Annotated in this window: 31 protein-coding genes; 14 read left to right on the top strand and 17 right to left on the bottom strand. The window is 71.9% G+C overall.

The window, feature by feature from the left end; translation table 11 throughout:
* Window positions 1-2 precede the first annotated feature (2 nt).
* Window positions 3-917 (bottom strand): LysR family transcriptional regulator, encoded by a 915-nt coding sequence (locus AB0K73_RS14725; protein WP_360514343.1) that lies wholly within the window; start codon window positions 915-917, stop codon window positions 3-5.
* Window positions 918-990: 73 nt separating this feature from the next.
* Between AB0K73_RS14725 and AB0K73_RS14720 the strand changes: the two genes are divergently transcribed.
* The 4 genes from AB0K73_RS14720 to ligD all read left to right on the top strand — a co-directional run bounded on the left by AB0K73_RS14720 (window position 991) and on the right by ligD (window position 4,153).
* The gene (locus AB0K73_RS14720; RefSeq protein WP_360514340.1) at window positions 991-1,926 is read left to right on the top strand and encodes an EamA family transporter; all 936 of its coding nucleotides are present in this window, start codon (window positions 991-993) and stop codon (window positions 1,924-1,926) included.
* Window positions 1,923-2,765 carry a lysophospholipid acyltransferase family protein gene (locus AB0K73_RS14715; RefSeq protein ID WP_360514337.1) on the top strand — a complete coding sequence of 281 codons (843 nt, stop codon included), beginning with the start codon at window positions 1,923-1,925 and terminating at the stop codon, window positions 2,763-2,765. Before AB0K73_RS14720 ends, AB0K73_RS14715 begins: the two co-directional genes overlap by 4 nt.
* A 9-nt stretch (window positions 2,766-2,774) precedes the next feature.
* Window positions 2,775-3,047 carry a DUF2277 domain-containing protein gene (locus tag AB0K73_RS14710; protein WP_360514334.1) on the top strand — a complete coding sequence of 91 codons (273 nt, stop codon included), beginning with the start codon at window positions 2,775-2,777 and terminating at the stop codon, window positions 3,045-3,047.
* 83 nt (window positions 3,048-3,130) lie between these two features.
* Complete coding sequence (gene ligD, locus AB0K73_RS14705; protein ID WP_360514331.1) at window positions 3,131-4,153, top strand: non-homologous end-joining DNA ligase; 1,023 nt, start codon at window positions 3,131-3,133, stop codon at window positions 4,151-4,153.
* Window positions 4,154-4,191: 38 nt separating this feature from the next.
* Here the strand turns inward: ligD and AB0K73_RS14700 are convergent, their stop codons facing one another.
* On the bottom strand, window positions 4,192-4,980 hold the full coding sequence (locus AB0K73_RS14700; RefSeq protein ID WP_360514328.1) for an isocitrate lyase/phosphoenolpyruvate mutase family protein: 789 nt from the start codon (window positions 4,978-4,980) through the stop codon (window positions 4,192-4,194).
* Window positions 4,974-5,753 (bottom strand): hypothetical protein, encoded by a 780-nt coding sequence (locus AB0K73_RS14695; RefSeq protein WP_360514325.1) that lies wholly within the window; start codon window positions 5,751-5,753, stop codon window positions 4,974-4,976. Before AB0K73_RS14695 ends, AB0K73_RS14700 begins: the two co-directional genes overlap by 7 nt.
* A 65-nt stretch (window positions 5,754-5,818) precedes the next feature.
* On the opposite strand from AB0K73_RS14695, the gene AB0K73_RS14690 reads away from it, so the two are divergent.
* Window positions 5,819-6,499 (top strand): helix-turn-helix domain-containing protein, encoded by a 681-nt coding sequence (locus AB0K73_RS14690; RefSeq protein WP_360514322.1) that lies wholly within the window; start codon window positions 5,819-5,821, stop codon window positions 6,497-6,499.
* A gap of 31 nt (window positions 6,500-6,530) precedes the next feature.
* On the opposite strand, the gene AB0K73_RS14685 is transcribed toward AB0K73_RS14690, so the two are convergent.
* On the bottom strand, window positions 6,531-7,229 hold the full coding sequence (locus AB0K73_RS14685) for a GTP pyrophosphokinase family protein (protein WP_360514700.1): 699 nt from the start codon (window positions 7,227-7,229) through the stop codon (window positions 6,531-6,533).
* Between the two features lie 136 nt (window positions 7,230-7,365).
* Between AB0K73_RS14685 and AB0K73_RS14680 the strand changes: the two genes are divergently transcribed.
* A complete protein-coding gene (locus AB0K73_RS14680) occupies window positions 7,366-8,235 on the top strand; it encodes an MBL fold metallo-hydrolase (RefSeq protein WP_360514319.1) in 870 nt (289 codons plus the stop codon).
* Window positions 8,225-9,376, top strand: coding sequence for an epoxide hydrolase family protein (locus tag AB0K73_RS14675; protein ID WP_360514316.1), 1,152 nt, complete (start codon window positions 8,225-8,227; stop codon window positions 9,374-9,376). The genes AB0K73_RS14680 and AB0K73_RS14675 overlap by 11 nt, the downstream gene beginning before the upstream one ends.
* A gap of 4 nt (window positions 9,377-9,380) precedes the next feature.
* Here AB0K73_RS14675 and AB0K73_RS14670 read toward each other — a convergent pair whose 3' ends face one another.
* On the bottom strand, window positions 9,381-10,796 hold the full coding sequence (locus AB0K73_RS14670; RefSeq protein ID WP_360514313.1) for a PLP-dependent aminotransferase family protein: 1,416 nt from the start codon (window positions 10,794-10,796) through the stop codon (window positions 9,381-9,383).
* 46 nt (window positions 10,797-10,842) lie between these two features.
* On the opposite strand from AB0K73_RS14670, the gene AB0K73_RS14665 reads away from it, so the two are divergent.
* The 3 genes from AB0K73_RS14665 (at window position 10,843) to AB0K73_RS14655 (ending at window position 12,577) form a co-directional block, all read left to right on the top strand.
* Window positions 10,843-11,334 (top strand): carboxymuconolactone decarboxylase family protein, encoded by a 492-nt coding sequence (locus AB0K73_RS14665; RefSeq protein WP_360514310.1) that lies wholly within the window; start codon window positions 10,843-10,845, stop codon window positions 11,332-11,334.
* A 78-nt stretch (window positions 11,335-11,412) separates the two neighbouring features.
* Complete coding sequence (locus AB0K73_RS14660; RefSeq protein WP_360514307.1) at window positions 11,413-12,048, top strand: NAD(P)H-dependent oxidoreductase; 636 nt, start codon at window positions 11,413-11,415, stop codon at window positions 12,046-12,048.
* Window positions 12,049-12,094: 46 nt separating this feature from the next.
* Window positions 12,095-12,577 carry a VOC family protein gene (locus tag AB0K73_RS14655; protein ID WP_360514304.1) on the top strand — a complete coding sequence of 161 codons (483 nt, stop codon included), beginning with the start codon at window positions 12,095-12,097 and terminating at the stop codon, window positions 12,575-12,577.
* A gap of 24 nt (window positions 12,578-12,601) precedes the next feature.
* Here AB0K73_RS14655 and AB0K73_RS14650 read toward each other — a convergent pair whose 3' ends face one another.
* Complete coding sequence (locus AB0K73_RS14650) at window positions 12,602-13,012, bottom strand: YchJ family metal-binding protein (protein WP_360514301.1); 411 nt, start codon at window positions 13,010-13,012, stop codon at window positions 12,602-12,604.
* A gap of 152 nt (window positions 13,013-13,164) precedes the next feature.
* On the opposite strand from AB0K73_RS14650, the gene AB0K73_RS14645 reads away from it, so the two are divergent.
* Window positions 13,165-14,043: a hypothetical protein gene (locus AB0K73_RS14645; RefSeq protein ID WP_360514298.1), complete on the top strand. Its 879-nt coding sequence runs from the start codon at window positions 13,165-13,167 to the stop codon at window positions 14,041-14,043.
* Between the two features lie 75 nt (window positions 14,044-14,118).
* Here the strand turns inward: AB0K73_RS14645 and AB0K73_RS14640 are convergent, their stop codons facing one another.
* The 10 genes from AB0K73_RS14640 to idi all read right to left on the bottom strand — a co-directional run bounded on the left by AB0K73_RS14640 (window position 14,119) and on the right by idi (window position 21,170).
* Window positions 14,119-14,811, bottom strand: coding sequence for an NAD(P)H-hydrate epimerase (locus tag AB0K73_RS14640; protein ID WP_360514295.1), 693 nt, complete (start codon window positions 14,809-14,811; stop codon window positions 14,119-14,121).
* Complete coding sequence (locus AB0K73_RS14635) at window positions 14,808-15,101, bottom strand: GNAT family N-acetyltransferase (RefSeq protein WP_360514292.1); 294 nt, start codon at window positions 15,099-15,101, stop codon at window positions 14,808-14,810. Before AB0K73_RS14635 ends, AB0K73_RS14640 begins: the two co-directional genes overlap by 4 nt.
* A 62-nt stretch (window positions 15,102-15,163) precedes the next feature.
* Window positions 15,164-15,535 (bottom strand): S4 domain-containing protein, encoded by a 372-nt coding sequence (locus AB0K73_RS14630; RefSeq protein WP_360514289.1) that lies wholly within the window; start codon window positions 15,533-15,535, stop codon window positions 15,164-15,166.
* 9 nt (window positions 15,536-15,544) lie between these two features.
* Window positions 15,545-16,435, bottom strand: a complete 891-nt coding sequence (locus tag AB0K73_RS14625; RefSeq protein ID WP_360514286.1) for a prenyltransferase — start codon at window positions 16,433-16,435, stop codon at window positions 15,545-15,547.
* 4 nt (window positions 16,436-16,439) lie between these two features.
* On the bottom strand, window positions 16,440-16,772 hold the full coding sequence (locus AB0K73_RS14620; RefSeq protein WP_360514284.1) for a lycopene cyclase domain-containing protein: 333 nt from the start codon (window positions 16,770-16,772) through the stop codon (window positions 16,440-16,442).
* The gene (locus tag AB0K73_RS14615) at window positions 16,769-17,095 is read right to left on the bottom strand and encodes a lycopene cyclase domain-containing protein (RefSeq protein ID WP_360514281.1); all 327 of its coding nucleotides are present in this window, start codon (window positions 17,093-17,095) and stop codon (window positions 16,769-16,771) included. The genes AB0K73_RS14620 and AB0K73_RS14615 overlap by 4 nt, the downstream gene beginning before the upstream one ends.
* Window positions 17,092-18,693, bottom strand: coding sequence for a phytoene desaturase family protein (gene crtI / locus AB0K73_RS14610; RefSeq protein ID WP_360514697.1), 1,602 nt, complete (start codon window positions 18,691-18,693; stop codon window positions 17,092-17,094). Before crtI ends, AB0K73_RS14615 begins: the two co-directional genes overlap by 4 nt.
* 5 nt (window positions 18,694-18,698) lie before the next feature.
* Complete coding sequence (locus AB0K73_RS14605; protein WP_360514278.1) at window positions 18,699-19,604, bottom strand: squalene/phytoene synthase family protein; 906 nt, start codon at window positions 19,602-19,604, stop codon at window positions 18,699-18,701.
* On the bottom strand, window positions 19,601-20,647 hold the full coding sequence (locus AB0K73_RS14600; protein WP_360514275.1) for a polyprenyl synthetase family protein: 1,047 nt from the start codon (window positions 20,645-20,647) through the stop codon (window positions 19,601-19,603). The genes AB0K73_RS14605 and AB0K73_RS14600 overlap by 4 nt, the downstream gene beginning before the upstream one ends.
* A complete protein-coding gene (gene idi / locus AB0K73_RS14595; RefSeq protein ID WP_360514694.1) occupies window positions 20,640-21,170 on the bottom strand; it encodes an isopentenyl-diphosphate Delta-isomerase in 531 nt (176 codons plus the stop codon). Before idi ends, AB0K73_RS14600 begins: the two co-directional genes overlap by 8 nt.
* Window positions 21,171-21,242: 72 nt before the next feature.
* On the opposite strand from idi, the gene AB0K73_RS14590 reads away from it, so the two are divergent.
* A complete protein-coding gene (locus tag AB0K73_RS14590) occupies window positions 21,243-21,764 on the top strand; it encodes a MarR family transcriptional regulator (protein WP_360514272.1) in 522 nt (173 codons plus the stop codon).
* Between the two features lie 25 nt (window positions 21,765-21,789).
* Complete coding sequence (locus tag AB0K73_RS14585) at window positions 21,790-22,239, top strand: NUDIX domain-containing protein (RefSeq protein ID WP_360514269.1); 450 nt, start codon at window positions 21,790-21,792, stop codon at window positions 22,237-22,239.
* On the opposite strand, the gene AB0K73_RS14580 is transcribed toward AB0K73_RS14585, so the two are convergent.
* Window positions 22,223-23,044, bottom strand: coding sequence for a DUF1295 domain-containing protein (locus tag AB0K73_RS14580; protein ID WP_360514266.1), 822 nt, complete (start codon window positions 23,042-23,044; stop codon window positions 22,223-22,225). The two genes, AB0K73_RS14585 and AB0K73_RS14580, sit on opposite strands and share 17 nt — an antisense overlap.
* Window positions 23,045-23,076: 32 nt before the next feature.
* On the opposite strand from AB0K73_RS14580, the gene AB0K73_RS14575 reads away from it, so the two are divergent.
* Complete coding sequence (locus tag AB0K73_RS14575; RefSeq protein ID WP_360514264.1) at window positions 23,077-23,700, top strand: CDP-alcohol phosphatidyltransferase family protein; 624 nt, start codon at window positions 23,077-23,079, stop codon at window positions 23,698-23,700.

Here is a 23,700-nt window from a genome sequence, read left to right as displayed (position 1 = left end):
CGTCAGGTGGCGGCGGCGTCGACCCGGGCGCCCGCCTCGATGAGCATCTGCACGGCGGCGCGGATGCCGGCGCTCTCGGCCATCGACCGCCGGTAGGCGACGCTGATGTCGCGCACCTGACTGTGGTCGGCGAGGGGCCGGGCGACGACGCCGTCAGGCAGTTCCGAGCGACCGAGCCGTGGCACGAGGGCGATCGAGACGCCCTCGCGGGCGAGCTCGACGAGCGAGCCGAAGTCGGGATCCTCGGCGACGATGCGGGGCACGGTGCCGAGATCGGCGAAGATCCGCATCAACGCCTCGTGGCAGATCTGCCCGCGCGGCGTGCTCGCCCAGAGCTCATCGACGAGCTCGGCGCGGTCGATCTCGGCGCGTTCGGCGAGCGGATGCCGCGTCGACAGCACGACATCGGCCTCGTCGCGGCAGACGTGCTCGGTGACGACGTGCGCGGGCGTGACGAGCGGCACCGAGTTCCAGTTGTGCACGATCGCGAGGTCGGCGATGCCGGTGGCGACCATGTCCATGGCGTCGATGGGGTCCATTCCCGTCACGGTCGCCGACACCGGCGGGTCCGACTCCCGGAGTCGGCGGAGCACCGGCCCGAGGAGGCCGCGCGTGGCCGTGGAGAAGGACGCGATGCGCAGCGGCGCGCTCGCCCTCGACGTGCCCGCGCCGAGTGCCTCGAGTCGCTCGAGGCGGTCGAGCAGCTCGCGGCCCTCGCTGGCGAGCGCCCGGCCGCGTTGCGTGAGCAGCACGCCCCGACCGCGCCGCTCCAGGAGTGCGGCGTCGAGGTCGCGCTCGAGCTTCTTGACCTGCTGCGAGATGGCCGACGGCGTATAACCGAGTTGCTCGGCGGCCGAGACCACCGAGCCCGCGCGATCGACGGCGACGAGCGCGCGGAGGCCCTGGAGGTCGATCATGAAGCAATCGTACGTGTTCATGCGAACCATTCGGAACTGGTGCTGAATCGTCGTGCCTGAGAGGCTGAACAGCGTGACCCCCAGACATCTCCTCCTCGGCCTCCTCGTCGCATTCATCTGGGGTACCAACTTCGTCGCGATCGAGGTCGGCCTCCGTGACACTCCGCCGCTCGTGCTCGTGGCCCTCCGGTTCCTCCTCGTCGCGCTTCCCCTCGTCTTCATCGTTCCGAAGCCGGATGCCCCGTGGCGCGTGATCATCGGCATCGGGCTGTTCATGAGCGCCGGCCAGTTCGGGCTGCTCTTCACGGCGATGCACCTCGGCCTGCCGGCCGGCCTCGCGGCCGTGGTGCTGCAGTGCCAGATGGTCTTCACGCTGCTCATCGCCGCGCTCGTGCTGCGGGAGCGGCCGACGCGCATGCAGCTGGTCGGCGCGCTCCTCGGCGTCGCGGGCCTGGGGGTGGTCGCACTCGGCCGGGTCGAGGCCGACGCCGGCATCGGCGCGATCGTGCCGATGCTCGTGTGCGTCGCAGCCGGGCTCAGTTGGGGCATCGGCAACGTCATCTCCCGAACCGCGCGCGGCGCGAACGGCTTCGGCATCGTCGTGTGGTCGGCGCTCGTCGTTCCCGTGCCGATGCTCGCCCTCAGCGTCGTCATCGACGGGCCGGCCGCCGTCGGCGACGCATTCACCACCATCGGCTGGGAGACCATCGTGAGCGTGGTGTACACCGCCGGACTCGCCTCGCTCGTCGGCTACACGATCTGGAACATGCTGCTCGGCCGGTACCCCGCGGCGATGGTCTCGCCGTTCGCGTTGCTCGTTCCCGTCGTCGGACTGGCTGCGGCCGCCCTGCTGCTCGGTGAGGTGCCGAACGTGCTCGAACTGGCGGGTGCGGGGCTCCTCGTGGGCGGCGTCGCGGTGGGGCAGCTGCGGCGTCGTACCCGGGGTGGGACAGGTGTCGACGACGGCTCAGGTGCTGTCCAGCCCGTGCGCGTACCGTTCGGGAGATGAAGCGTCGAGGCCCGAGGGAACCCGTCTACAGCAGTGCGATCGCCGTCGGCCGTGGCCTCTTCGGCCTCTGGCGGCTCAAGCGCAGGGTCGACGGGGTCGAGCATGTCCCGGTGACCGGCGGCGCGGTCCTCGCTATGACGCACTTCGGCTATCTCGACTTCGCGCTCGTCGAATGGGTCACATGGCTCGCGAACCGACGCCGCATCCGGTTCATGGCGAAGCAGGGTGCCTTCGACACGCCCGTCGTCGGCTGGCTCCTGCGTGGCATGCGGCACATCCCGGTCGACATGAAGGCCGGAGCCGCGGCTTACGCGAAGGCCGTCGCCGCCCTTCGCCGCGGCGAGCTCGTCGGCGTGTTCCCCGAGGCGGGCGTGAGCGCGTCCTTCACGGTCCGCGAGTTGAAGACGGGCGCCGTGCGGCTCGCCGCCGAGGCAGGGGTGCCGATCATCCCCGTCGGCGTCTGGGGCGGCCAGCGCCTTCTCACCAAGCGCCATCGCATCGGCTTCTTCGAACGCTTCGGCGTGCCCGTGTCCTTCGCGTTCGGCGCACCCGTTCAGGTCGGTGCCGACGACGATGCACGGCTCGGGACCGAGCGGCTGCGCGAAGCCCTCCAAGGGCTCGTCGCCCGTCTCCAGCGCGAGTACCCCGTCGACGGCGCCGGCGCCTGGTGGCAACCGCAGGCGCTCGGCGGCACCGCACCGACGCCCGAGGCTGCGGCGCAGGCGGATGCCGCACGCGATCGGGAGCGGGCGGCCGAGTCGGGCTCGCGGGACATCCGTGCCAAGGGCTCGACCCCATCGCCCTCGGAAACCGCGACGCGCTCGACTCCCCGGGGTTAGGCTCGGGTCATGTGCAGGAACATCCATCCCCTCCACAACTTCGAGCCGGCGGCCACGAACGACGAGGTGTACGCGGCGGCCCTGCAGTACGTCCGCAAGGTGAGCGGCTCCACGAAGCCGTCGAAGGCGAACCAGGCGGCCTTCGACCGCGCCGTCGCCGAGGTCGCGCACGTCACGCAGCACCTCCTCGACGATCTCGTCACGATCGCGCCGCCGAAGAACCGCGAGATCGAGGCGGCGAAGGCCCGCGAGCGGGCCGCGAAACGGTACGCCACGGTCTGAGCCGGCCGGCCCACGCTCCAGCGCGGGCCGTTCGCGGCCGCGTCCGCCCGGCCGTCGTCGGCGGGAGGCGGTAGCGTCGCACCATGGCTGGTGCTGCAGCAACGCTCTCTGTCCCTGGTCCGCACGGCGTTCGCGACGTGCGGATCTCCTCGCCGAGCCGGGTGCTCTGGCCCGAGGAGGGCATCACCAAGCTCGAGCTCGCCGAGTACCTCGTCGCGGTGGGCGACGCGTTCATCCGGGCGAACGGCGATCGTCCCGTCTCGCTCCAGCGGTTCCCAGAGGGCGTCGACGGCGAGCAGTTCTTCTCGAAGAATCCGCCCAAGGGTGCGCCCGAGTGGGTGCGATCGGTCACCGTGACCTACCCGAGCGGGCGGCGGCATCCGCAGCTCGTGCTCGACGAGCCGGCCGGTGCCGTGTGGGCCGCGCAGATGAACACCGTGGTGTTCCACCCGTGGGCGTCCCGTGCCGGGAACACCGACAACCCCGACCAGCTCCGCATCGACCTCGACCCGCAGCCCGGCACGGGCTTCGGCCATGCGGTTCCGGCCGCGCACGCGCTGCGCGAGCTGCTCGGCGAGGTCGGGCTCACCGGCTACGTGAAGACCTCCGGCAACCGGGGCATCCACGTGTTCGCGCCGATCGAGCCCGAACACGAGTTCCTCGACGTGCGGCACGCCGTGATCGCGCTCGCCCGGGAGCTCGAGCGGCGCATGCCTCGCGAGCTCACCACGGCGTGGTGGAAGGAGGAGCGCGGCGACCGCATCTTCATCGACTACAACCAGGCCAACCGAGACCGCACCATGGCCGGCGCCTACAGCCCGCGGCCGCTGCCGCACGCGCCGGTTTCGTGTCCGCTCGCGTGGGACGAGCTCGACGACGCCGATCCGGCGCGGTACACGATCCGCACCGTGCCCGACCGACTGCATGAGTCGGGCGATCCGTGGAGCGACATGCACGACCGGCCCGGCCGACTCGACACGCTGCTCGAATGGTGGCAGCGCGACCTCGACGCCGGCCTCGGCGAGTTGCCCTTCCCGCCCGACTTCCCGAAGATGCCCGGTGAGCCCATGCGCGTGCAACCAAGCCGGGCGCGAAACCCCGATTGAGCGGATGCCGCGGCTGCGGCGCGCCGGCTCGCGTGGCGTCAGGTCGCCCGCACGACCTCCGAATAGCTCGGCGTCGCGGCATCCGGTGCGAAGGTTCCGTCGCGGATGTCGGCGAACGCCGCCGCCATCGCGCCGAGCGCGACGCGGAACAGCAGTGAGCCCGTGCTGATTCGCGCGACACCGGCTGCGGCGAGGTCGCGAACGGCCGCGGCCGGCTGCACGAGCACGTTGAGCGGCGCCGGAATGTCGCGCGCGAGCCGCGCGACGACGTCGAGGGGAATCGCGCCCGGCACGAATACGCCCGACGCGCCGGCGTCGAGGTATCGGTGGGCGCGCTCGACCGCATCGCGCGTGCGGTGGGGGACATCCGCGTCCCCGCCGATCCAGAACGGGTCGGTGCGTGCGTTGAGGTAGAGCTCGGGCGCGGCCGTCGCGATCGCGCGCACCTTCGCCGCCGCGGCGGACGGCTCGATGAGCCGGCCGGCAGCGTCGGAGTCCTCGATGTTGACGCCGACCACGCCGAGGCGAGCCAGGCGCGCGGCATACCGACCGACCTCCTCGGGGTCGTCGGAGAAACCTGCCTCGAGGTCGACCGTCACGGTGATGCCCGCCTCGGTGAGCCGGCTCGCGAGGTCGAGGGTCTCGTGGGCGGTCGCACCCGCGCCGTCGGGCTTGCCCGAGGCGTAGGCGACGCCCAGGCTCGTGGTGCCCACGACCGGGTGGCCCGCGGCGCGCAGCCACCTCGCGGAGGCGAGGTCCCACGCGTTCGGCAAGACGAGTGGTGCGCCGGGCCGGTGCAGCTCGCGGAACTCGGCAGGCGTCAGCATGCGCGCAGCCCGTCCACGATGGCGGCCGCGATGGCGACTGCGTGCGCCGGCGCCGGGCATCCGCGCTCGCCGACGCCGAACGCGAGCATGCGCGCTTCGCCCGGCGGCGAGTCGTGATCCGGCCCGCCGAGATGCAGCACGAGTTCGTTGCCGTCGGGGCCGACGCGACGCGTGCTGCGAACGGGCGGCGTCTCGCGAAGGATGCGCTCGAGGAGCTCGGCGGTCGCCACGCCGGCGTCCGCGGCATCCGGATGCCGCAGGGCCGTCGTGATGAGTGCGGCGGTCGCGGCATAGGCCTGCACGAGGAGCTGCACGCGCAGCACGCCGTCGTCGCGGTGTTCGTCGCGGCCCGGCGGCGGGGCCGCCGCGAGCAACCGCACGAGGGCGGCATCGGCGGTGTCGGACGGCCCGCCGGTGGGGTAGTGCGCCGCGAGCAGGGCCACGTGGCCCGGCATCGAATCGGGTTCGGCGAAGCCGAGCTGCTCGGCGAGGCAGGCCACCGGGACCTGGGTGGCCACCGCGTCGGATCCAGCAGGTGCGAGGGTGCACGCGCGGGTGGCCGCGGCGCGGGCGAGGGCGTCGACGTCGAGGCTCGCGAGGAACTCGTCGAGACGTCGCCGGCGGGCATCGTGCACGGCCCCGTTCACGAACCGCGAAGTGCGGGCGCGGAACCGGTCGGCGGGGAGGTCGGCGTCGGCATCCGCTTCGGGCACCCGGAACGCGGGATCGGCGAGGATCCGTTCGACGTCGTGGCGGTCGATCACATCGGTCATGCACTCGACGGTACGTGGGGCACGCTTCGCTGCGCGACGAATCGTGCCCGCCGTATCGTGGGGGCATGCACGGTGATGCCGACCTCGCGACGCCCGCCCGGTTGATGGGCGAACCGGCCCGGGCGGCCATGCTCGTCGCCCTCCTCGACGGGCGGTCATTACCCGCGAGCGAACTCGCGGCCATCGCCGGCGTGAAGGCGCCGACGGCGAGCGCGCATCTGGCCCAACTGGTCGAGGGCGGCCTCGTCGTCGATCGTCGCATCGGCCGTCACCGCTACTTCGCGCTCGCCCGAGCCGAGGTCGCCGACGCCGTGGAGGCGCTTCAGCGGATCGCGCCGCGACAGATCGTGACCTCGTACCGGCAGTCCGCCACCGCGCAACGGCTCGCCGAGGCCCGCTCGTGCTACGACCATCTCGCGGGCCGCGTCGCGCTGCGACTCGCCGACGCCCTCGTGGCCGAGGGGGCGATCACCCCGCTCCGGCCGGGGGAGCCGGGCCGCCTCGGCCGACTCGACGGCGATCTTGCCGGGCGCCTCCGGGTGAGTGAAGTGGCGGAAGCCGACAGCCGGCGGCCGGTGGTTCGCGGATGCCTCGACTGGACCGAGCGCCGCCCGCACATCGCCGGTCGCCTGGGCGCCCACCTGCTCGACACCCTCGTCGCCGAGGGCTGGGTGTCGCGGGTACCGGGCGATCGCTCCCTGCGTGTCACCGAGATCGGTCGCGCGGGATTCGCGGCCCTCGGCTGAGGACCGCCGACCGCCTCCTGCCGGAGCGGTGTCAGATCGCGATCGGCCCACGTTCGTGCGACGGAGCGCCGTGCAGCTGCCGATGCAGCCGCTCCATGCGCGCGTCGAGCTCGGCCGCCGTGTGCGCGGCATCCGTCAACTCCTCGAGGAGCCCGGCGGGCACCCGCCGGTCGTACTTGTAGTAGATCTTGTGCTCGAGGCTCGCCCAGAAGTCCATCGCGATCGTGCGGATCTGCACCTCGACGGCTACCGGATGCGCGCCCGTCGACAGGAAGACCGGCACCTCGACGATGAGGTGCAGGCTCTGGTAGCCGTTCTCCTTCGGTTCCGCGATGTAGTCCTTGGTCTTCAGGATCCGGATGTCGGGCTGCGCCGTGAGGAGCTCGGCCAGGCGGTAGGCGTCGGTGACGAAGCTCACGGTCACCCGCACGCCGGCGATGTCGGTGATCGTCTCGCGGATCGCGTCGAAGGTCGGTTCGATGCCCTTGCGCTGCAGCTTCGCGATGACGCTGTCGAGGCTCTTCAGCCGACTCGAGATGTGCTCGATCGGGTTGTAGTCGTGGTTCAGGCTGAATTCCTCGCGGAGGATCGACAGCTTGGTGATGACCTCGTCCATGCCGAACTTGTATCGCAGCATGAAGCGTTCGGTCTCGTCGCGGAGGGCGCGCATCTCGTCGAGCGTGCGCCCGTCGATCGACTCCAGCGTGCGCTGGGCGCGAGCGGTGAGCATGTTGTGGGGCGCGTCGCCGCGCTTGGTCGCCGAGTTGCCGTCGAGCGGGGTCACGGGCGCAAGGCTACGGGCGGAACCTCTGGATTCGCTTTGACGGGCCGGGATTCCGCTTCCGGCGGATCGCTAGGCTCGGGGAATGGCCGGCACCTGGACCACGGTCGCGCCCCGGATCCACCAGTGGCGGGGCGGATCGTTCGACCTCTCGACCGTGGTCGTCGAGGGCGACGACGGCCTCCTGCTCGTCGACACGGGCGCCGAACCCGCGGAGGCCGAAGAGCTCGACGCCGACATCGGGTGGCGGTTCGACGGCGACGTGCGCTGGGTCGTGAACACGCACGCCCACTTCGACCACACCTTCGGCAACCAGGTCTTCGGCCCCGGATCGACGACGGATGCCGCCATCTACGGCCATGCGGGCATCGCCCGCCGTTTCGAGCACTTCGAGGGTCCGCGCCTGGCCGCGTGGAACGCCGACCCTTCGCGCGAACCCGACCGCCGATGGGACGACGTGCGCCTCATCCCGCCGACGCATCCGATCGAGAGGATGACGCGGCTCGACCTCGGCGGTATCGCGGTCGAGCTGCGGCCGCAGCCACGTGCGCACACCGACACCGATCTCGTCGTCGTCGCGCCGGCGCAGCGCGTCTGGATCGTCGGCGACCTCGTGGAGGAGTCGGGGCCGCCGATGTACGGCTCGGGGTGCTTCCCGCTCGACTGGCCGAGCGTGCTCGAGGCACTCGCCGGCCAGCTGCGGCCGGGCGACCGGGTGATCCCCGGCCACGGCCGCGTGGTCGATCGCGAGTTCGTCGCACGCCAGGCCGCCGACCTCCGCATGATCGCCGCACGCTTCATCGTCGCGCACGACGCCGGCCTCCGCGCCGACGAAGCGCTCGCCGCCCACGACGACTGGCCCGTGCCCGTCGAGGGGCTCGTCGGCGCGGTCGAGCGCGCCTACGCGGCGCTCGACGGGCTGCTCCTCGATGAGGGGAGCACCGATGATGCGTGATGCGGCGACATCCAGGTTCGCCATCGCCGTCACCGACGATGCGCTCGCCGACCTCCATGCCCGGCTCGAGCGCACCCGCTTCGCGACGCCGAGCACCGCCGAGTCCTGGGGAGCCGGTGTCGACCCGGGTGCCCTCGCGAGCCTCGTCGGCGAGTGGCGCGATGCGTTCGACTGGCGCACGGTCGAGGCCCGGCTGAACCGCCTCGACCATCGCATCGCCGAGGTCCACGGCACCCGCCTCCACTTCGTGCGGCAGACCGCGGGCCCCGCCGGCGGGCGCGCCCTTCCGCTCCTGCTCATGCACGGCTGGCCCTCGAGCTTCCTCGAGATGCTTCCGCTCACCGACGCGCTCGCGGCCGAGGGACAGGCGCGCGGCATCCGTTTCGAGCTCGTCATTCCGTCGCTACCGGGGTTCGCGTTCTCGGGCTTGCCGCGCGGCCCGCTCACGCGCGAGGCGATGGCCGACCTCATGCATGCGCTCATGACCGTAAACCTGGGTTTCGACCGATATGCGGCGTTCGGCGGTGACATCGGTGGCACCGTCGCGGCGTGGCTCGCGGCGAAGTACCCGGCCGAGGTGCTGGGCCTCTACATGATCCACCCGCCGTTCCCGGCGGCCTTCGACGCGCCGCTGAGCGACGCCGAACGGCGGGTGCTCGACGAGGAGGCAGCGTTCGACGAACACGACCAGGGGTACAGCGCCATCATGGCCACGAGGCCCGACACCATCGCGGCCGCACTCGTCGACTCGCCCGCGGGGCTGCTGGCGTGGATCATCGACAAGCTGCGCGACTGGAGCGACTGCGACGGTGAGCTGTCGCGCCGATTCGACCCCGAGACGCTGCTCACGCTGGCGTCCCTGTACTGGGTGACCGGCTCGATCGGCACGTCCTTCCGCCAGTACCTCGACTACCCGGCGAACCGACCCCGTCCGCGCATCACCGTACCGGCCGGATTCACGCTGAGCGCCGAGCCGGTCATCCGCGACCTCCCGCGAAGCGTCGCCGAGCGCTCGTGTGCCGACGTGCGGGCGTGGCATCCGGCGACCAGGGGCGGTCACTTCATGGCTCACGAGGAGCCGGCCATGCTCGCGAGCCACCTCGCCGCGTTCGTCGAGGAACTCGTCGGAGAGGCGAGGTGAGCGCTCAGTCGTCGACACCCTCTACGACTGTTCGCACAGCTAGGATCGCGAGCTCCAGCGCCTCCTCGAACCGGTGCGCCGGGGGAGCGCCGTAGCCGACGACCATGGCGGGCGGATGCCGCCACTCCGTGCCATCCAGACGGAACGATCGAAGCCCGGCCAGTCGCAGCCCGAGGCGCTCCGCCTCCTCGGACACCTGCTTCTCGCTCGTGCCGGGCGGGAGTTCGAGGAGGCAGTGCAGGCCGGCGCTCAGACCCGTGACACGGCATCCGCGAAGCTCATCGGCGACGCGTGCCTCGAGCGCGAGGCGTCGGGCCCGGTACTCGGCGCGCAGTCTGCGCACATTGCGGTCGAGCTCGTGCGATGCGATGAACTCGTGCAGCGCGAGTTGGTTGAGCACGTCGATCGAGGCGCCGCTACGGCGACGCTCGGCGACGACCGCGGGCAGGAGCCGGTCGGGCACCACCGCCCAGGCGAGCCCGACCGCGGGTGCAAGGCTCTTGGAGGCGGTGCCCGCGTAGAGCACGTGTTCGGGTGCGAGCGACTGCAGGGCGCCGATCGCGCGGCGATCGTAGCGGAACTCGCCGTCGTAGTCGTCCTCGATGACGAGTCCGCCGGTCCGTTCGGCCCACCGCACGGCCGCGACGCGTCGCGTCGAGGCGAGCGGCACCCCGGTCGGGAACTGGTGGGCGGCCGTGAGGAGGATCGCGTCGACGTCGTCGCCGAGGCGCGCGAGGTCGGCGCCGTCGCCGTCGACGAGCACGGGCACCGGTGCGAGCCGGGCGGCCCGGATGATCTCGCGGTGCGCCTCGTGCCCGACCTCCTCCACCGCGATGCGGCGCGCGCCGCCCGCCGCGAGCGCTCGGCAGGCGAGGCCGAGCAGCTCACCGAAGCCATGCCCGACGATGAGGCGGTCCGCGGTCGCGACGACGCCACGGGTGCGGCCGAGGTACTCGACGAGGGTGGTCCGCAGCGACTCGGCGCCGATGGCGGGCGCGTAGCCGAGCTCCGCCGCGGTTGCATGGAGGGCAGCACGCTTCGCGGCCGCCGCCCACTCGCGTCGCGGGAAGCCGGAGGTGTCGGGGATGCCACCACGGAGGTCGAGCCGGCCGAGGCGCTGTGGCCTGGCCGTCTCGTGCGCCGGCGCGGCGGTGCCGGCGTGCTCGCTGACCCAGGTGCCGGCACCCACGCGCGCCTCGAACCAGCCCTCGGCCGTGAGCTGCGCGTACACGTCGGCGACGCTGTTGCGTGCGATTCCAAGGTCGGCCGCAAGCGTGCGAGTCGAGGGCAGCCGCGCGCCGGCGATGAGCCTGCCTTCTCGCACGGCGCCTCGCAGGGCGTGCTCGAGCGAGGCCGCCTTGCGCCTCGGGTCGAGCTCGAGGTGCAGGTCGAGGCCCGGAATGGCCCATGGTCCGCTCATGGGAATGGACTGTAGCACTGGGCCGATCGTCTTCTACGGTGGACCCATGACCATCACCGACTCCCTCGTCGACATCCCCGTCCGCTTCGACTTCGACCAGCTCGTGCCGCGGTTCTCCCGCGCGGTCGCCTCGCTCGACCAGGCGGCGACGAACGAACTCGACCGGGCCGGTGTCGACCCGGCCCTCCGCGAGCTCGTTCGCCTGCGCGCCTCGCAGGTCAACGGCTGCGCGTACTGCGTGGACATGCACTCCAGGGACGGGCGTGCGGCCGGCCTCACCGATCAGAAGCTGCACGCCGTCGCCATCTGGGAGGACTCCGCGTTGTTCACCGCCGCGGAGCGCGCTGCGCTCGAATTCACCGAACAGGTGACGCGCCTGTCGGAGACGCACGTGCCCGAGGCGGTCGTCGACCGCGCCCGCGCCGAACTCGGCGAGGAACGGCTGGCCGCGCTCCTCACGCTCGTGATCGCCATCAACGTGTGGAACGCCATCGGCGTCACCGCGCGCTGCTGGAGCGTGCACCGCGACGCCGCCTGACTGTCAAGCCCGCGCGGAGGGCGCGCCCCACTCGGTAGGAACGAGTGGGGCGCGTTCGTCGCCCCCGGAGGGACCGACATGCAGACCACCGACCAGACCACCGACGAGACCGTACTGCTGCTCAACTGCACGCTGAAGCGTTCGCCCGAGGAGTCCAGCTGCCAGCTCCTCGCCGAGCAGCTCCGCGAGGGGTTCGCCGAGTACGGCTTCGACGGCGAGATCGTGCGCGTTGTCGACTACGACGTCGCGCCCGGGGTGGAAACCGACATGGGCGACGGCGACGAATGGCCGAAGCTCCGCGCCCGGGTCCTCGACGCCGACATCCTCGTCGTCTGCACGCCGACGTGGATGGGCCACCCGTCGAGCGTCGCGCAGCGCGTGCTCGAGCGGCTCGACGCCGAGCTGTCGGTCACCGACGACGAGGGCCGGCCGATCCTGTTCGGCCACGTCGCGGCCACCGCCGTGCTCGGCAACGAGGACGGCGCCCACAAGATCACCGCCGACCTCCACCAGGCGCTCAACGACGTCGGCTTCACGATGCCGGCACAGGGCGGCACCTACTGGAACGGCCGGGCGATGGAGACCATCGACGACAAGGACCTCCCGGAGACGCCAGAGTCGGTGCGCAAGGCCAACGCCACCCTGGTCGCGAACGCCGCGCATCTCGCCCGGGTGCTGCGCGAACAGCCGTACCCGCCGTCCGACGGCGACTGACCCCATCGCGCTCGACGATGTCGGCGCCGACTGCGAGGATGCCGTCATGACGGATGCCGCAACACCCCCGGTCCTGCAACTGCGTGTCGTCGTCGAGGCGACCGATTACGACGAGGCGGTGGCGTTCTTCCGCGACACGCTCGGGCTGCCCGAATACCTCGCGTTCGCCGAGGGACACGACGAGCGGGTCGTCATCCTCGACGCCGGGCGGGCGACCCTCGAGATCGCCAACCCGGCCCACAAGCGCGCCATCGACCGCATCGAGGCCGGCGGCGCCCCGAGCCCGCACATCCGCCTTGCATTCGAGGTCACCGACACCGAAGGGGTCACCCGCCGGCTCGAGGCTGCCGGCGGGCGGGTCGTGGCCGAGCCCGTCGTGACACCGTGGCAGTCGCTCAACTCGCGGCTCGACGCTCCGGCGGGCGTGCAGATCACGCTCTTCCAAGAGCTTCTCGAGGGCGGCGAGCGCGCCGTGCTCGACGGCTTCGCCACCGACGAGCAGCGCGGGGCGGCCGGCCCGGCCGACTGACCGGGCTCGGCGCGGCAGCCCGGGTCAGGTGGCGGCGACGTACCGCCAGCGGCCGCCTTCGCGCACGAATCGGCTCACCTCGTGCAGTTCTCCGCGCTCGCCGTCGTGGCGGTAGAACGCCGCGAACTCGACGATGCCGTCGCGGTCGAGCGGTCCGCCGCGCTCCCGGCGGACGACGTCGAGTCGGTACCACCGCAGGGCAGGATCCAGGTCCAGCCCGAGCGGCCTGGTCGAGGGATGCCACGTGGCGAGCAGGTAGTCGGCGTCGCCCACCGCGAATGCGGTGAATCGCGAGCGCATGAGCTGTTCGGCGGTGGGGGCATCCGCAGCACCCGTGAGGAAGCGACCGCAGCACTCGCCGAACGTCTCGCCACTCAGACACGGGCAGCGATCGCCGGGGGAGGGCGTGGTGAAGACGGCTGGCGAGCGCGGCATCCTCCCAGTATCTGCGCGATGGGCGTCGCACGGTCATGGTCTGCACAGAAGAAACTGAGGAACCTTGCAGGTTCCCGGGGCAGGGTTGCTCGGGTGCGCTTCGGCTCGGCAGGCGCGCAAACCCCCGACCCCCGGCCGAGCGCGACTTCTCTATGCGAAACCAGACCCGAATCTCCTACGCCCCCCCATCCGACAACCCGAACCCGATCCCCAGCAGCCCGCACGACGCCTCCACCGGCTCCCGGCGCGCGATCCGCCGTCGGCGTCTCGGTCGCCGTCGCCTCATCGTCGTCGGCGCCATCGCGGCGGTCGGGCTCGTCGCCGGCACCGGCTTCACGGTGCAGAACGGCGCCGCGACCCAGGCCCGCATCGAGGCCACGCAGGCACTCAACTACGCCGGTGCGCTGCACGGCGATCAGGTGGGCGTCTACGACACCATCGCCGCGGCTCGCATCCTCGACATTGCCGAGGACACCATCACGGTCGCGAACGCGACGCTCGCCGCGGCTCAGGGCAAGGTGGACGCGTCCGGCCTCGCCGCCTCCGTCGCCTCGCTCAGCGAGTACCGCAGCATCCCGGTCGACGAGGTCGCCGATCTTACGAAGGTCACCAAGACGGAGGCGGAGAAGACCGCCGCCGCCGCGGCGGCCTGGGAGCAGGCGCAGGCCGAGGCCGCAGCTGCAGCCGCAGCCGCGGCTGCCGCCGAGCAGGCGGCGGTCAACACGCCCGACGGTGCGCGAGCCTTCGCGCGCGACCTCGCCGCGTCCCAATACGGCTGGGGCGCCGACCAGTTCCAGTGCCTGAACAACCTCTGGCAGAAGGAATCCGGCTGGTCGTACACGGCCTACAACGCCTCGAGCGGCGCCACCGGCATCCCGCAGTCGCTGCCCGGAAGCAAGATGGCCACCGCCGGCGCCGACTGGCAGACCAACGCCCGTACCCAGATCACCTGGGGCCTCGGCTACATCAAGAGCGCGTACGGCACGCCGTGCAGCGCATGGTCGCACTCGCAGGCGGTCAACTGGTACTGATCGACCGTTGGAATGCGGGCCGGGGTCGTCGACCCCGGCCCGCATTCGTGTCTCCGGGCCGCCGCGTGCGACGGCTCAATCGGTGACCACGAGCGGGGTCATGGCCGCGAGCTCGTCGCCGAGCCCGAGGTCGACGACCTCGACGCTGCCGGCGTAGTCGGCCGCCGGATGCCGCAGCAATCCGGCCTTCACGGCGCCGAACGTCACCGTCAGCGTGGCGCGCAGCACCGTGGGGTCGGGCACGGTGCCGTCGTCGGGATGGACGCCGCTCGGCAGGTCGACCGCGACCACGGGGGTGCCGCGCCGGTCCACGATCGGGATCGCGTCCGTCACGAGGTCGCGTGCCGCGCCACGGAGCGCCGGCGAACTGCTCGTGCCCGTGCCGAGGATGCCGTCGACGAGCACGGCCGCCGACTCGAACGCCGCGCGCGCGGCATCCGCATCATCCGCACCGACGAAGTGGACGCCGGCGTCGAAGGCGGCGCGACGCCCCTCGGTGTGCATCCGCTCCGCCGTGGCGATCGCGATCACCTCGACGCCCTCGCGTGCGAGCTCGGCGCCCGCGAACAGGGAGTCGCCGCCGTTGTCGCCCGAGCCCACGATGAGCACGACCGCGCCCTGCGGCGAGTCGGCGTCGGCCAGCACCCGCCGGAGCGCGGCGGCCAGCGCGCCCGCCGCGTGCCGCATGAGCGGTTCGCCCGCCGCAAGGTGCGGCGCCTCGGCCGCCCGCACCTGCGCCGCCGAGTACCCCGCGACCACGGGGATCACACCGTCCTGGGGTCGAGCAGGTCGGCGCGGTCGGGATGGCGGCCGAACCATTCGCCGACGTACCAGCAGCTCGGCACGATGCGCCGGCCGCCGGCGGCCTCGACGTCGTCGACGGCGAACTCGACGAGCTCGCCCGCGAGTCCGCTGCCGCGGTAGGGCGGATTCGTGAACGCGCGCGTGAATGCCACGGAGTCGCCGAGCTCGCGATAGTCGAGCACGCTCGCGATATCGCCGTTCACGCGGAGCACGTATCGACGGGCATCGGGTTCGTGGGTGAGTTCCTTCTGCACCACTTCAGGCTACGCGGATCGCCGCACGCGCTCGGCGGGCTTGCGCTGCGCACTTCGACGCATTAGTGACCCCGAAGCCGCTCCAGGTCGCGTCGCTCCCGCTTCGTCGGCCGCCCCGCACCGCGGTCGCGCACCGGTACGACCGGCACCGACTCGCGCGGTGGCGGCGGGGGCGTGCGATCCTCGAGCGCCGCTGCGGCGAGGGTCGCCGACACGCGTTTCACGAGGGTCTGGCGCACCACCAGCATCCGGTCGAAGCCGTCGACGCGCACGCGCACCTCGTCGCCCGGACGCACCGCCTGCGCCGCCTTCGCCCGCTCGCCGTTCACCCGCACGTGCCCGGCGCGGCAGGCCGCCGTGGCGGCCGAGCGCGTCTTGTACTGGCGCACGGCCCACAGCCACGCGTCGATGCGCACGGGCGAGTCGGAGGACATGCAGCCAGCCTACGACCGCGCGAGCGCCCACCAGATGAGCAGCATGGTGACGAGGAATCCGACCCCGTAGTTCAACGCGATGAACCGGCGCCAGCCCCGGTTCGCGGAGCCCGATTCGGCATCGGAGATCGAGCGGTACGGCCACGCCGCGAGGACGTACGGCGCGACCAGCACCGCGGCGAGCGGCCCGGGCCACTCGGTCACGAGCATGAGGAGGCCGGCTGCCGTCCAGAGCGCGAGTGCGATGCGCACGGTCGCACGGGCGCCCAGCGCCGTGGCGATCGAGGCGATCCCCGCCTCGCGGTCGGGCGCCACGTCCTGCACGGCGCCGAACGCGTGGCTCGCCATGCCCCAGCAGAAGAACGCCGCGAGCAACGCGACGAGCTGTGGCGTCCACTCCGCGCCGGCGACCGCGAGCCCGTACACCGCGGGGCTCACGAAATGCGTGCTCGAGGTCACCGAGTCGAGCACCGGCCGCTCCTTGAAGCGCAGCCCGGGCACCGAGTAGGCGAACACCGCGAACAGGCTGATGGCGAGCACCAGCCAGGACCACGGATGCCCCGTGCCGCCGAGCCAGAGCATGGCGACGATGAGCGGGACCGCCGTGACGATGCCCGACCACACGACCGTGCGATGCAGCCCCGGTTCGAGCAGCGCCCCCTCGGAGCCGCCCTTGCGGGGATTCCGCAGGTCCGACTCGTAATCGAAGACGTCGTTCACCCCGTACATGAGGAGGTTGTATGGGATGAGGAAGAACAGCGTGCCCACCACGAACAGCGCGTCGACCGCGCCGGTCGTGAGCACGTACACCGAAGCGAACGGGAACGCCGTGTTGATCCAGCTGATCGGCCGCGACGAGAGCAGTACCTGCGTGACGATGTGCACGGGCCGGTTGCTCACGGTCTCAGTCTTCATCATCGCCGTCTCGGAGCGCACGTCGTCGCGCGAGGGTCCACACCGCCGGTACCAGCAGCACGGCGACGATCGGGTAGGCGAAGTCCTCGATCGGCGCGAGCCCGATCGTCGGTCCGAGACGTGTGCCGTCGGCATAGCCGAAGAGGCCCGCGCTGATCATGACCGTGTCGAACACCGCCGTGAGCAGGAGCAGCACGGCCCCGGCGATCGCGGTCGCCCACCAGCGGCGCCGTCGAGCGGGCTGCGGCAGCGAACGGGTCGCGACAATGGCGACGATCACGCCGACGACGAGGAATGGAAGGCAGATCAGGGCGTACGTCACGCGCGTGCCCTCGCTCGCAGGACGCGCTCGGCACCGAGCACGGCCACGAGCGCCAGGTAGCAGAGGAACACGAGGAACACGGGCTCCTCGATGGGCAGGTCGGGCGCGATGACCACGCCGGTCGCCCATCGGGACTCACCGCGGAAGAACACCCCGAAGCCGATCCCGACGACGTCCCAGACGAGCAGCAGCCCGGCGCCGGCGCCGACCGCGAGCGTCGCGGCCCCGGGCGCGCGCCAGAAGGCGATCCGCCACCGGGCGTCGATGAGCGCCATGGCACCGAGGGAGACGAGGAGCGCGGCGAGGTAGGTGAACCCGATCATCCCGCGTTCCGGTCGAGGTGGAGGGGTCGCGCCGCCGTGGCGGGCTCGGGCAGCGGACCGCTCGACCGGTCGCCACGGACGCGCTTCAGCACGTTCTCGGCGCTGATGAGGCACATCGGCAGCCCGATGCCGGGCACGCTCGTTCCGCCCGCATAGAGGAGGCCCTGCACGCGGCGGGAGCGGTTCGACCCGCGCAGGAAGGCGCTCTGTCGCAGCGTGTGCGCGGGCCCGAGCGCTCCGCCCTGCCAGGAGTTCAGGTCCTCGGCGAAGTCGGCCGGTCCCACCGTGCGGCGCACCACGACGCGCTCGGCGAGGTCCGGCGTGCCGGTGGCCTCGGCGATGCGGGCGATCGCCCGGTCGGCGGCCTCCTCGACGAGGCGGTCGCCCGCGCCGTCCTCGCCGCCCCGCCCGATCGAGGTGTCGGCGGGCACGGGCACGAGGACGAACAGGTTCGTGTCGCCCGGCGGCGCGACGGTCGGGTCGCTCGCGCTCGGCTTGCACACGTAGAACGACGCCGGATCGGGGATGCGCGGGTCGGCACCGAAGATGTGCTCGAAGTTCTCGGTCCAGTCCTCGGTGAAGAACAGCGTGTGATGCGCGAGCTCGGGGATCTCGCCCCGCACGCCGAGCATCGCGAGCACGGCGCCCGGCCCCGACATCCGCCGGTCCCACCACTTCTCGGGATACGTGCGTGCGGTCGGCGGCAGCAGCTCGGTCTCGGTGTGGTGGAGGTCGGCCGCGGACACCACGCGGTGGGCGGTCACCCGGCGTTCGGCTCCGGACGCGTCGCGGTAGCGTACGCCCGTCACCGAGGGCGACGGTTCGTCGGTCAGCTCGATCGCCTCGACGCGCGCGTTCACGATCACGTCGACCCCTGCCGCTTCGGCGATCTCGGCGATGCGGGAGATGAGCACGCCGAATCCGCCCTGCGGGTAGAGCACGCCCTGCTCGAGGTCCATGTGGCTCATCAGGTGGTACATCGCGGGCGTCGCCGACGGCGAGGAGCCGAGGAAGACGGCCGGATAGCCGAGCACCTGGCGAAGCCGGCGGTCCTGCACCGCCCGGGCGGCGAACCGGTCGAGCGGCGTGGTGAGGAGCCGGGCGAGGCGGCCGGCGCTGCCGAGCACCTCGGGTGCCGCGAACGACCACGGGTCGTCGAAGTTCGTGTACAGGAATCGGCGCCGCGCGACGTCGTAGGTGGATGCCGCGGAGTCGAGGTACCGTTCGAGCGCCGCGCCCCCACCGGGCTCGATCGACTCGAAGAGGGCGACGTTCTCGGCCCGCGATGCTCGGAGGTCGATCGGCTCGTCGTAGCCGTCGGCGTACACCCGGTAGCCGGGGTCGAGGGTGACGAGGTCGAGCTCCGCCTCGGCACTCGTGCCGAAGAGTCGGAAGAAGTGGTCGAACACCTCGGGCATGAGGTACCACGACGGCCCGGTGTCGAACCGGAAGCCGCGGCGTTCCCACGTGCCGGCGCGTCCGCCGAGCGTCGGCAGCGCCTCGAGCAGGGTGACCCGATGGCCATCCCGCGCGAGCAGCGCTGCCGACGCCAGCCCGGCGATCCCCCCGCCGATGACGACGATGCGTTCCCCCGACATCGTCGTCATCGGGTCCCCCCGCCGGCCGTGATCGCGGACCGGACCGCGATCACGAGCTTCTCCCCGTCGGGCACGCGGATCCGCGTCGCGATGAGCCGCTCCGCCGGTGTGGCACGGCAACGCGCGGCGAGCTTGGCGAACAGGCCGTGCGCCGCGGCGACGGCGATGCGGGCGCGGCGCGGAAGTTCCCGGATGCTCCGCCCGGCGATCTCGAGGTCGCGGTCGATGTCATCGAGGATGCGCGCTTTGTCGGCCTCGGTGAACGCGTCGGGATCGAGCCACGGGAAGTAGTTGCGGCCGAGCTCGTGCCAGTCCACGGCCAGGTCGCGGAGGAAGTTGATCTTCTGGAACGCGGCGCCGAGGTGCACGGCACCCTCCTCGAGCCGCGCGCGGCGCGCGGCATCCGTCGGCTCGTCCATGAGGAACACCGCGAGGCACATCAGCCCGACGACTTCCGCGGATCCATGGATGTACGGGCCCACCTCGTCGTCCCTGAGCGGCGACACGTCGAGGTCGCGGCGCATCGAGGCGAAGAACGGACGCGTCATTCGCTCGTCGATCCCGGCGTCGCGCGCGGTCTTCGCGAAGGCGTGCACGACGAGGTTGGCCGAGTACCCGCGCCGCAGCGCCGTCTCGGTCTCGGTCTCGAGTTCGTCGAGCACCGTGCGCAGTTCGGCGTCGTCGAGGCCGGCGGCCCGGGCCGTGCCGTCGACGATCTCGTCGGCGACCCGCACGAGGGCGTAGATCGAGCGGATGCGTCGTCGCGACGCCGGATCGAGGAGCCGCGCCGCTGCGCCGAACGAGGTGGAGTACCGCGCGATCACGACGGCGGCGCTCGCCTCCGCGGCCGCGTCGTAGCGGTCGAGCGCGCCGTCACCGGCGTCGGGGCTCGTGGGGACCACCGGGCTCATCGGGCACGCTCCGCGGCGCGCTGGGCGAGCTCGCCGAGCTCGGCCTTGAGGGTCTGGGGGAGGTCGGCCGTGTCGAGCTCGAGCCGCGCGAGCGTGACGTGCTCGTCGGCGAGACGCCGGGCGGCCTCGAGGGCACCGCACTCGAGCAGTGCGACGCGCATGAGGTGGGCGGCGCCGTCGTCGAGGTCGGGGTCGCCGAGCCGTGCGGCGATCGCGGGCCAGGCGTCGGTCGTCGCGGCGTGTGCCGTGAGCGCGGTCTGCTTGCCCTCGCGGAGGTCGGATGCCGCGGACTTGCCGGTGACGGCGGGATCGCCGAAGACCCCGAGGATGTCGTCGGCGATCTGGAAGGCGACCCCCACGAGACGTCCGAAGCGCGCGAGGGCGCCCACGGCCGCCTCGTCGGCCCCCGCGAGCACGGCACCGGCGGCGAGCGGACACTCGAAGGAGTAGACCGCGGTCTTCTGCTCGAGCGTCGCGAGCACCCGGTCGACCCGGGGTGGCTCGGAAGCGCCGGCGTGCACGACGTCGGCCAGCTCACCTGCGGCGGAGACGAAGACCGCACGGTCGAGGATGTCGAGGAGGGCCGAACGCCGCTCGGCGTCGACCGCCAGGGTCGCGATCTCGCGGTGCGCACGGCTGAGCGCGAGGTCGCCCGCCAGGACCGCCGCGGTCTCGCCCCACGTCGCGCTGACGCGGTCGTCGGCGCCGTGCGCCCGGGCGCGTCCGGCGAACCGGGCCGCGACGTTCGGCGCGCCGCGCCGCATGGTGTCGCGGTCGATGACGTCGTCGTGGATCAGGAACGCGGTGTGCAGCAGCTCGAACGAGACGGCGACCCGCGTTGCCGACTCCCGGTCGGTCCCGCCGAGGCCGAAGTACGCGGCGTTCACGAGCTGCGGGCGGATGCGCTTGCCGCCGGCGCTCTGCTGCTCGAGCGAGTCCCAGAGCGCGGCGTAGTGCGGGCCGAATTCGCCGGCGCGCACGCGGGCATCGGCGAACATGGCGCGGAGCGCGTCGTCGATGGCGGTGTCGAGCACGTCAGTCACGGAACAGCTCCAACTGCTGGGCCTGCAGCACGAGCCACGGGCTGAACGCCCACGGTGCGGAGTCGACGGCGCGACCGAGTTCGCAGGGGTCGACCCACCGGTACTCGGCGACCTCCCGCGGGTTGGGGTCGGGTTCGTCGGACGTTCGCGCGAGATAGACGGGGCAGATCTCGTTCTCGACGGTGCCGTCGGCATCGACGGCGCGGTAGCGGAACAGCGGCAGCGCGAGTTCCACATCGTGCAACTCCAACCCCAGCTCGAACTCCGCGCGCCGTCGAACGGCCGCCACGAGGGATTCGGCGGGCTTCGGATGTCCGCAGAACGAGTTCGTCCAGACGCCGGGCCACGCCTGCTTGGTGAGTGCCCGTCGCGTCACGAGGATCTCACCGAGGGCGTTGACGACGTGGCACGAGAACGCCAGGTGCAGTGCGGTGTCTGGGCCGTGCGCGGCGCTCTTCGGGGCGCGCCCGATGGGCGTGCCGGCCTCGTCGAGGAGTACGACCTCGTCCTCGACGGCCTCCATGATCTGTGGCATCGCCCCTCCAGATGTCTCAAGTCGCTAACCGAGTTAGTGATTTGACGATAGCATCGAGCCATGCCCGAGGGAACAACCGAAAGTTCGATGAGCGACGGGTACTGGTACGACCGCTCCGACCCGTCCTCGCTCGACGTGCTCGAGGCGGTTCGGCGTCACCGGGATGCAGAGGCGCTGATGCGCCGTCGCATGCGCGACGACATGGACATGGGCGACACCGACGTCGCCGCGCTGCGCTGGATCATCCGCGAGCAACGCGCGGGGCGGCACGCCACGAGCGCAGCACTCGCGCGCGAGCTCGGCATCACCACCGCTGCGGTCACCAAGCTCGTGGGGCGGCTCGTGGCGTCCGGATATCTTGCGCGGTCACGGCATCCGACCGATCGCCGCCTCGTGCTGCTCACCCCGCTGCCCGGCGCGCACGAGCGGTTGCGGCGCGCGCTCGGCCCGATGCACGATCGAATGCTGCAACTGGCCGTCTCGCTCACGGCCGCCGAGCGGGCGGCCGTCGTGGACTTCCTCGACCGGCTGGCCGAGATCGTCGTCGACAGCGGCGACCGCGCGGGCACCGGCGCGACGTGACCCGAGCGTGCGTCATGCTGGAGTGATGAGCGGAACGAGCGGCGACGCCTGGGTCGAAGGGCCCGACGGCGCGCGATACTGGGGGAGGTTCGGCGCTGCCGGGCTGCTCGTGATCAGCCCCGCCTCAGAGGTGCTGCTGCAGCACCGCGCCGCCTGGAGCCACTTCGGCGGAACGTGGGGGATGCCCGGAGGCGCCCGCCACGAGCACGAGGATGCCGTGCAGGCGGCCGTGCGCGAGGCCGCCGAGGAGGCGGGCGTTCCGGCAGACCTCCTGGCCGTGCGGTTCACCTCGGTGCTCGACCTCGGCTACTGGTCCTACACGACCGTCGTCGCCGACGCCACCGAACGCTTCCTGCCCGTGGTGAGCGACCCCGAGAGCATCGAGCTGCGCTGGGTGGCGTTCGACCACGTGCTCGAACTGCCGCTGCATCCGGGGTTCGCGGCGTCGTGGCCCGACCTCAGGTCGAGGATCTGACCCGTTCCCGGCGCGGGAACCACGGCACGAGCGGCGACGTCCGCGACCGGTACTCGTCGTAGTCGGGGTACTTGGCGCGTGAGATCGACTCGGTGAGCATCGTCGACCCGACGAACAGGAGCGAGAGCAGCACTGCGCCCGCGATGGTCCAGTGCAGCCACACCCCGGTCGCGGCGACGGCGAACCCGTAGAACACCCACCACTGCGCCTGCTCGAAGAAGAAGTTCGGATGCCGCGACAGCCGGAACAGCCCGGTCTGCAGGAAGCCCGGCTCGGCGGTACGGCCGGCCGCAGCCTCTGCGGCCTTCCAGCGATGGAAGGCCCACTGCTGCTGGTCGGCGACCGTCTCGCCCACGAGGAAGGCGACGAAGAGCACCGCGAGTACGACGTCCCACACGCCGAGCGGGGCGCCGAGGGCCTCGAACGCCGTGAGCGCGGGCAGCGAGAACAGCAGGATGAGCGCGTTCTGGTAGACCGAGATGAAGAGCAGGTTGAACACCTGGAACGCCGGCGGCGACATCCGCCCGCGCACGACCGCCCAGCGGTAGTCCTCGCCGCCGGGCCGGTACCCGCCCTTGCGTGCGTAGTTGAAGGTGAGCCGGATGCCCCATGCCGTCACGAGCACCGCCATCAGCACGAGTCGGGCGTCGAACGAACCTGCCACCGCGACGACCCAGACGTACGCCACGGGCGCGATCGACCAGATGCGGTCGACCCAGGAGTACTCGTCGGTCAGGACCGAGGCGAGCCACGTGGCAGCCATGAGCGCACCGCAGATCACCAGACACACGACGAGGGGAGCCATGGCGGAATTCTAGGGGTCGATAGGATCGCATCGTGGCTGGGGAGAGCACGGGGGCAGTGGGGACGCGGGTCTGGACGATCCCGAACGTGCTCAGCATGCTCCGGCTCGCCCTCGTGCCGGTGTTCCTGGTGCTCATCGTGGTGGGTGCCTACGTCGCAGCGCTCGTCGTGCTCGTGGTGGCGAGCCTCACCGACCTCCTCGACGGCTACCTCGCACGCCGGCTTCGACAGGTCACGCGCCTGGGGCAGTTGCTCGACCCGGCCGCCGACCGGCTCTACATCTTCGCGGCACTCGTCGGGCTCGCGGCGAACGGGTTGGTCCCGTGGTGGATCGTGGTGCTGATCGTGGCGCGCGACGTGTTCCTCCTCGTCCTGGCGGTCGTCCTCGCGAACCACGGCTACGGGCCGCTCCCGGTGCACCAGCTGGGCAAGGCGGCGACCTTCGCCCTCTTCTTCGGCGTGCCCGTCATCATGCTCGGCCTCGCCTTCCCGGCCGCGCAGCCCCTGAGCGAACCGATCGGCTGGGCGATCACCCTGTGGGGGGCGTTCCTGTACTGGTGGGCCGGCGTGATCTACGCGATCGAGACCGCCCGTGTCATCCGGATCCCCCGTGCAGCAGACGACCCTCGATCCGATACGCTGGAGCAAGGAGGTTAG

This window comes from Agromyces sp. NPDC052230, from assembly GCF_040679595.1.
GTDB lineage: Bacteria > Actinomycetota > Actinomycetes > Actinomycetales > Microbacteriaceae > Agromyces.
Note: the sequence above shows the minus strand (reverse complement) of the source record. Positions and strands in the feature narration are given on the sequence as shown.

What these genes read in the sequence shown, in the direction of transcription:
- AB0K73_RS14725 (WP_360514343.1), bottom strand. Translation starts at nt 917, where the DNA reads ATGATCGACCTCCAGGGCCTCCGCGCGCTCGTCGCCGTCGATCGCGCG.
- AB0K73_RS14670 (WP_360514313.1), bottom strand. Translation starts at nt 10,796, where the DNA reads ATGAGCGGACCATGGGCCATTCCGGGCCTCGACCTGCACCTCGAGCTC.
- ligD (WP_360514331.1), top strand. Translation starts at nt 3,131, where the DNA reads ATGGCTGGTGCTGCAGCAACGCTCTCTGTCCCTGGTCCGCACGGCGTT.
- AB0K73_RS14680 (WP_360514319.1), top strand. Translation starts at nt 7,366, where the DNA reads ATGGCCGGCACCTGGACCACGGTCGCGCCCCGGATCCACCAGTGGCGG.
- AB0K73_RS14710 (WP_360514334.1), top strand. Translation starts at nt 2,775, where the DNA reads ATGTGCAGGAACATCCATCCCCTCCACAACTTCGAGCCGGCGGCCACG.
- AB0K73_RS14630 (WP_360514289.1), bottom strand. Translation starts at nt 15,535, where the DNA reads ATGTCCTCCGACTCGCCCGTGCGCATCGACGCGTGGCTGTGGGCCGTG.
- AB0K73_RS14665 (WP_360514310.1), top strand. Translation starts at nt 10,843, where the DNA reads ATGACCATCACCGACTCCCTCGTCGACATCCCCGTCCGCTTCGACTTC.
- AB0K73_RS14675 (WP_360514316.1), top strand. Translation starts at nt 8,225, where the DNA reads ATGATGCGTGATGCGGCGACATCCAGGTTCGCCATCGCCGTCACCGAC.
- AB0K73_RS14650 (WP_360514301.1), bottom strand. Translation starts at nt 13,012, where the DNA reads ATGCCGCGCTCGCCAGCCGTCTTCACCACGCCCTCCCCCGGCGATCGC.
- crtI (WP_360514697.1), bottom strand. Translation starts at nt 18,693, where the DNA reads ATGTCGGGGGAACGCATCGTCGTCATCGGCGGGGGGATCGCCGGGCTG.
- idi (WP_360514694.1), bottom strand. Translation starts at nt 21,170, where the DNA reads ATGGAGGCCGTCGAGGACGAGGTCGTACTCCTCGACGAGGCCGGCACG.
- AB0K73_RS14585 (WP_360514269.1), top strand. Translation starts at nt 21,790, where the DNA reads ATGAGCGGAACGAGCGGCGACGCCTGGGTCGAAGGGCCCGACGGCGCG.
- AB0K73_RS14615 (WP_360514281.1), bottom strand. Translation starts at nt 17,095, where the DNA reads ATGATCGGGTTCACCTACCTCGCCGCGCTCCTCGTCTCCCTCGGTGCC.
- AB0K73_RS14605 (WP_360514278.1), bottom strand. Translation starts at nt 19,604, where the DNA reads ATGAGCCCGGTGGTCCCCACGAGCCCCGACGCCGGTGACGGCGCGCTC.
- AB0K73_RS14645 (WP_360514298.1), top strand. Translation starts at nt 13,165, where the DNA reads ATGCGAAACCAGACCCGAATCTCCTACGCCCCCCCATCCGACAACCCG.
- AB0K73_RS14690 (WP_360514322.1), top strand. Translation starts at nt 5,819, where the DNA reads ATGCACGGTGATGCCGACCTCGCGACGCCCGCCCGGTTGATGGGCGAA.
- AB0K73_RS14700 (WP_360514328.1), bottom strand. Translation starts at nt 4,980, where the DNA reads ATGCTGACGCCTGCCGAGTTCCGCGAGCTGCACCGGCCCGGCGCACCA.
- AB0K73_RS14695 (WP_360514325.1), bottom strand. Translation starts at nt 5,753, where the DNA reads ATGACCGATGTGATCGACCGCCACGACGTCGAACGGATCCTCGCCGAT.
- AB0K73_RS14715 (WP_360514337.1), top strand. Translation starts at nt 1,923, where the DNA reads ATGAAGCGTCGAGGCCCGAGGGAACCCGTCTACAGCAGTGCGATCGCC.
- AB0K73_RS14590 (WP_360514272.1), top strand. Translation starts at nt 21,243, where the DNA reads ATGCCCGAGGGAACAACCGAAAGTTCGATGAGCGACGGGTACTGGTAC.
- AB0K73_RS14660 (WP_360514307.1), top strand. Translation starts at nt 11,413, where the DNA reads ATGCAGACCACCGACCAGACCACCGACGAGACCGTACTGCTGCTCAAC.
- AB0K73_RS14580 (WP_360514266.1), bottom strand. Translation starts at nt 23,044, where the DNA reads ATGGCTCCCCTCGTCGTGTGTCTGGTGATCTGCGGTGCGCTCATGGCT.
- AB0K73_RS14685 (WP_360514700.1), bottom strand. Translation starts at nt 7,229, where the DNA reads ATGCTCACCGCTCGCGCCCAGCGCACGCTGGAGTCGATCGACGGGCGC.
- AB0K73_RS14655 (WP_360514304.1), top strand. Translation starts at nt 12,095, where the DNA reads ATGACGGATGCCGCAACACCCCCGGTCCTGCAACTGCGTGTCGTCGTC.